The organism is Polaromonas sp. (genome assembly GCF_030682935.1).
In the GTDB taxonomy this organism is placed as follows: Bacteria; Pseudomonadota; Gammaproteobacteria; order Burkholderiales; family Burkholderiaceae_C; genus Polaromonas.
Genome location: NZ_JAUXNA010000241.1, coordinates 1 through 5,263, shown reverse-complemented (window position 1 = coordinate 5,263; position 5,263 = coordinate 1). Strand labels below are relative to the sequence as shown.

General features: G+C 62.9%; 4 protein-coding genes. 1 reads left to right on the top strand and 3 read right to left on the bottom strand.

What is annotated here, in order from left to right; translation table 11 throughout:
• Window positions 1-942: 942 nt before the first annotated feature.
• Window positions 943-2,244 (bottom strand): FAD-binding oxidoreductase, encoded by a 1,302-nt coding sequence (locus tag Q8K05_RS11200; protein WP_305246693.1) that lies wholly within the window; start codon window positions 2,242-2,244, stop codon window positions 943-945.
• Window positions 2,245-2,362: 118 nt separating this feature from the next.
• On the opposite strand from Q8K05_RS11200, the gene Q8K05_RS11195 reads away from it, so the two are divergent.
• Window positions 2,363-3,325 carry a DMT family transporter gene (locus Q8K05_RS11195; RefSeq protein ID WP_305246692.1) on the top strand — a complete coding sequence of 321 codons (963 nt, stop codon included), beginning with the start codon at window positions 2,363-2,365 and terminating at the stop codon, window positions 3,323-3,325.
• Between the two features lie 31 nt (window positions 3,326-3,356).
• Here Q8K05_RS11195 and Q8K05_RS11190 read toward each other — a convergent pair whose 3' ends face one another.
• Window positions 3,357-4,886 carry a malonyl-CoA synthase gene (locus Q8K05_RS11190; RefSeq protein ID WP_305246691.1) on the bottom strand — a complete coding sequence of 510 codons (1,530 nt, stop codon included), beginning with the start codon at window positions 4,884-4,886 and terminating at the stop codon, window positions 3,357-3,359.
• Window positions 4,887-4,928: 42 nt separating this feature from the next.
• A partial coding sequence (locus Q8K05_RS11185; protein ID WP_305246690.1) for an enoyl-CoA hydratase/isomerase family protein occupies window positions 4,929-5,263 on the bottom strand: 335 nt, incomplete at its 5' end.

Below are 5,263 nucleotides of genomic sequence, written 5' to 3'. Positions count from 1 at the left end.
CCGCCTTCCCGCAGGTTCGCCGCGTACTGGAAATGTATGCAAGGCAACACAACGGACCGTAGCGCGCGGAGCCTAACCCCTCGCCTCAACTCGAACGTTGAATGACAGGTATCTGGAGATTTGAAAGTCGGCTTCCAGTCTTTTGCAGCCGCTCATCAACCCTTACGGCTGGTCGTGTCAGCCATGACGGGCTAGTTACTCAATATTGTTTCTAAAATCCTTTTTCACGGGTAGGCAGGTTGCCTGAATATCTCTCTTCGACAGACCTCGGATTGGTTGCAAGGCTGAATCTGGCACTGGTCCTTTATTTCCGATCCAAAGCCCCTTTCCTCTTGTCCACATAAGCGGTGCGTTCGATTCCACCAACCAGACTGGTGGCTCCCAATCCAGGTTCGCGTCGCCAGTGCTTGCGTAAAGTTCGATGACGCTGACGAATCTACCCACGTTGGATTTATGGGATGCTGACAGAACGACGGCCATATCACCTGGTTTGCATTTCATTGCAGCAACTCCTCTACTAGCGATTCAGGGTCACATTCAGGGTGACATTTATCGATTCACTCGATCCCTTGCTCGGTTTGTATAAGCATCAGCCAGCCCTAAGGTTGATGAATATCACCGAGGGTGAATTTAGTGCCGTTTAGGGCGGCACCTGAAGGCTGAAATCGGCATCGTGAAAGGTGACCCGCACGCTTTAGGTGACTCAATCGCAGCGATTGCTGGTCCTGCCGGTAGCGATCTCATCGTGATGTTGTAGGCATTCAAGCACCAGTTCCCTCTGCCCGCTTTGGAGGGTGCCGTTCCAGAACCTGTATGCCTGGAGCCAGTCTTGGGCAGTCATCCAATCCCCCACGCACGGATGCCCGAGCATGGTCGGGCGCATCCCCGTGTACCTACATCAACAAACCGGCTTTATGTCCCGGGGCCATCTCTCCCGCAAACCTACAGCAAATCCCGCAGCCGGTAATAAGCCATGCCCAGCACCAGGCCCGGCATGCGCAGCCAGCGCCCGCCCGGGAATGGCGTGTGCTTGAGCCGGGCAAACACATCAAAGCGTTCAGCCTGCCCGGCGATGGCTTCGGCCACCAGCCGGCCGCCCAGTCCGGTGGCGGCGACGCCGTGGCCGCTGAAGCCCTGCAGGTAATAGACATTGGGGCTGACACGGCCAAAGTCGGGCGCGCGGTTCATGCTGATGTCGACAAAGCCGCCCCAGACAAATTCCACCGCCGCGCCATGCAGGGCCGGAAACACCGCTTCCATGCGCTGGCGCATCCCCTGCTGCAGCTTGCGCGGCGTGGCGGCGCTGTAGCTGACGCGGCCGCCGAACAGCAGGCGGTGGTCGGCGCTGAAGCGGAAATAGTCGAGCACGAAATTGTTGTCGCTGACCGCCGCGTTGTTCGGAATCAGCCGTGCGCACAGCGCAGGGCCGAGCGGCGCCGTGGCGATGATGTAGGTGCCCACGGGCATGATGCGGGGCGCAATTTCGGGCGCTATTGTTGCGCCGTATTCGGCCAGTGTGCAGTTGCCGGCCAGCACGGCAAAGCGGGCGCGCACGCTGCCCTGGGCGGTGGCAGCCTCCACCAGGGGGCCGCGTTTGAGCGACGTGACGGGCGAATACTCGAACATCTGCACGCCCAGCGAGCGCGCGGCGCTGGCCAGGCCGAGGCCGTATTTGAGCGGGTGCAGGTGGCCGGAGGTGGCCTCAAACGCGGCGGCGCAGTAGCGCGGGCTGTCGATGAAGCGGCCCACGTCGGCGCCGGTAACGAGTTCGCTGTGAAACCCGTAGTCGTGCGCCAGCGCCTCGGCCTCGGCGGCCAGCGCGCGCGCCTTGCGGGCCGAGTCGGCCACGGTCAGGTAGCCTTTGACGCGGTCGCAGGCGATGCCGTAGCGGGCGATGCGTTGGTCCATCAGGTCTATGGCTTCGAGCGACATGGCCCAGGCCTGGCGTGCCAGGCCTGGGCCCAGCTGGTCTTCAAACGGCTGCTGCCCGCTGGCGTAGCCGACGATGGCCTGGCCGCCGTTGCGGCCAGAGGCCCCGCTGCAGACGCGGTCGGCCTCCAGCACGACCACGCGATAGCCGCGCCCGGCCAGTTCCAGCGCAGCCGACAGTCCGGCAAAGCCCGCGCCCACCACCAGCACATCGGCATCGACCTGGCCCTGCAGCGGCGGCAGCGGCGGCGGGCGCCGCACACTGGCTTCGTAATAACTCTGGCGGTTCAGTTGGGTGTCGGAGTCCAGCAGCATACAAATCCTCTCCGGTAAACTGCCTTGAACATACCCCAACCGGGCCGCTCCGGCAGGGTCCATTTCGTTCCCTCGCAGAAAAGCCACTTCTTTGTTGACCCGCTCAGGAGCTTCCCACATGCCACGCACTCCTCTTCCCCCGTGGCTTGCCTATGGCTGCCTTGCGCTGAGCATGGCGCTGGTGGGCAGTTATGTGGCCTTGTCGAAACCGCTGGTCGCCGCCCTGCCGGTGTTTCTGCTGGCGTGGCTGCGCTTTGGCATAGGCGGGCTGGCGATGCTGCCCTGGCTGAAAAAGCCAGCGCATGAAGCGCCCATGAACCGGCAGACCCGCAAGCTGGTGTTTCTGGAGTCGTTTCTGGGCAATTTTTTGTTTTCAATCTGCATGCTGTACGGCATGAGCATGACCAGCGCGGTGGCTGCGGGCGTGATCATGGCGGCCATACCGGCCACGGTGGCGGTGCTGAGCTGGGTCTTTCTGCGCGAGCGCATCAGCCTGCGGGTGTGGGGCGCGGTGGCCTGCGCCGTGCTGGGCGTGGCGCTGGTTTCGCTATCAAAACAAGAGCTACCTGTGTCCGTATCTACTGGGCCAGGGGCCGATTTGACTCATAAAACTGCCTGGCTGGGCAATTTGCTGCTGGTGGGCGCGGTGCTGTGCGAGGCGGCTTACGCGGTGATTGGCAAAAAGCTCACGGGCGTGCTCAGCCCCAAGCGCATCACGGCGCTGATCAACCTCTGGGGGTTTGCACTGGTCACGCCGCTGGGCCTGTGGATGGCCTGGGGCTTTGACTTTTCCGCCGTGGCGCCGCCCACCTGGCTGCTGCTGCTGTTTTATTCGCTGGCCGCCAGCGTCTGGACGGTCTGGCTCTGGATGACCGGTCTCAAAACCATTCCGGCCAGCCAGGCCGGCGTGTTCACCGTGATGCTGCCCGTCAGCGCGGCGGCGGTGGGCGTGCTGGTGCTGGGCGAAACACTCACCGGCACGCAGGTGGGCGCATTCGCCATTGCCCTGACCGGCGTGGCGCTGGCGACCTTGCCGCAGCGCGGCCTGAAAAAGCCGGTGCCGGCGGCAGCGCCACGCTAAGTCCGCACTGACTTCGCGCTAGCGGCGGGGCTCAGGCAAACAAGGCCTTGTACTGCTCGCGCAACAGGTTTTTCTGGACCTTGCCCATGGTGTTGCGCGGCAGCTCGTTCACGACAAAGCACTGCTTGGGGATCTTGAAGTTGGCCAGCGTGGACTTGAGCGCCGCCACGATCTGGCCCGCATCGAGCGTGGCGCCCGGTTTGGCGATGACGACCGCCACGCCGGCTTCGCCAAAGTCGGGGTGCGGCACGCCCACCAGCGCGCTTTCGGCCACGCCCGGCATCTCGTTGATGTAGCCTTCAATCTCGGCCGGGTAGACGTTGTAGCCGCCGCTGATGATCAGGTCCTTGCTGCGCCCCACGATGGTGATGTAGCCGTCGGGGGCTATCTTGCCGACGTCGCCGGTTTTGAAATAACCGTCGGCCGTGAACTCTTCTTTGGTTTTTTCGGGCATGCGCCAGTAGCCCTTGAAAATATTCGGCCCCTTGACCTGAATGCCGCCAATCTCGCCGACAGGCAAGGGCTGGCCTTCGTCGGTTTGCACGCGCAGGCTGACGCCCGGCAGCGCAAACCCGACCGTGCCGCCGCGTCGCTCACCCCCTTGGTAGCCTTGATAGGGGTTGGACGTCAGCATGGCAGTTTCGGACATGCCGTAGCGCTCCAGAATGGTGTGGCCGGTGCGCTCTTTCCAGTCGTTGAAGGTTTCAATCAGCAGCGGCGCTGAGCCGGCGACGAACAGGCGCATGTTGCGGCAGGCCTCTTTGGTGAGCCCCGGCTCGGCCAGCAGGCGCACATACAGCGTGGGCACGCCCATGAACACGGTGGCTTCGGGGAGTTTGTTCACCACCAGCTTGGGGTCAAACTTCGACAGCCAGATCATCTTGCTGCCGTTGATGAGCGCGCCATGCAGGGCCACAAACAGGCCGTGAACGTGAAAAATCGGCAAGGCGTGGATCAGCACATCGCCTTTTTTCCAGCCCCAGTAGTCCTTCAGAACCAGCGCGTTGCTCAGCAGGTTGCCGTGCGACAGCATGGCGCCCTTGCTGCGGCCAGTGGTGCCGCTGGTGTACAAAATCGCCGCCAGATCGTCCTCCTGCATCATGGCCGCCTCGTGCTGGTCGCTGCAGTGCGCAGCGCCGTCCAGCAGGGAACCCGTGCGGTCGTCGTCCAGCGTGAACACGTTTTGCGTGCCCGCCTTGAACGCGAGCTTGCTGACCCAGCCGAAGTTGCGGCTGCTGCATACCACCACGGCGGGTTCGGCGTTGCCGATGAAATACTCGATTTCGCTGCTCTGGTAGGCGGTATTCAGCGGCAAAAACACATAGCCTGCGCGCAGCGTGGCCAGGTAAAGCACCACGGCCTCGACCGATTTTTCGACCTGCACCGCGACGCGGGCGCCTTGGGGAAGCTTGAGCGACTGCAGCAGGTTGGCCATCATGGCGCTGCTGCGCTCCAGGTCGCGCCATGAATAGGTCAGGCCGCTGTCGGTTTCAATGGCGACCTCATCAAGGGCGGCAGGAAAAGCGGCGCGCAGCGCGGCAAACAAGTTTTGGTTTTTCATAGGAATCAAACGGCCGGTAAATTGAAAGTTCAAGCGCCCGCTTCAGCCCGCAAACTGCGGCGAGCGCTTTTCGATGAATGCTGTCACGCCCTCACGGTGTTCGGCAGAGGCGGCGTAGCCATAGGCGCCTGCTATTAAATAAGTAGCTACTTGCGCAGGCAGGACGGTGGCCAGCGCCCTGAATGTCTGTTTATTCAGGCGTGCCGCCTGCGGCGCCAGCGGGCGGATGCGGTCCAGGCACGCAAGCGCCGCCGCCTGGATCTCGCCGGCCGGCACCACCTGGTTCAAAAAGCCGCGCAGCTGCATGTCGGCCGCACCCAGCACGGCGGCCGACAGCAGCATCTCGCGGGCGGTCAGCTCGCCCACGGCACGCATGA

Excerpts from the sequence above, each read along its gene's own strand:
- Q8K05_RS11200 (WP_305246693.1), bottom strand. The coding sequence starts at position 2,244 with ATGCTGCTGGACTCCGACACCCAACTGAACCGCCAGAGTTATTACGAA.
- Q8K05_RS11190 (WP_305246691.1), bottom strand. The coding sequence starts at position 4,886 with ATGAAAAACCAAAACTTGTTTGCCGCGCTGCGCGCCGCTTTTCCTGCC.
- Q8K05_RS11195 (WP_305246692.1), top strand. The coding sequence starts at position 2,363 with ATGCCACGCACTCCTCTTCCCCCGTGGCTTGCCTATGGCTGCCTTGCG.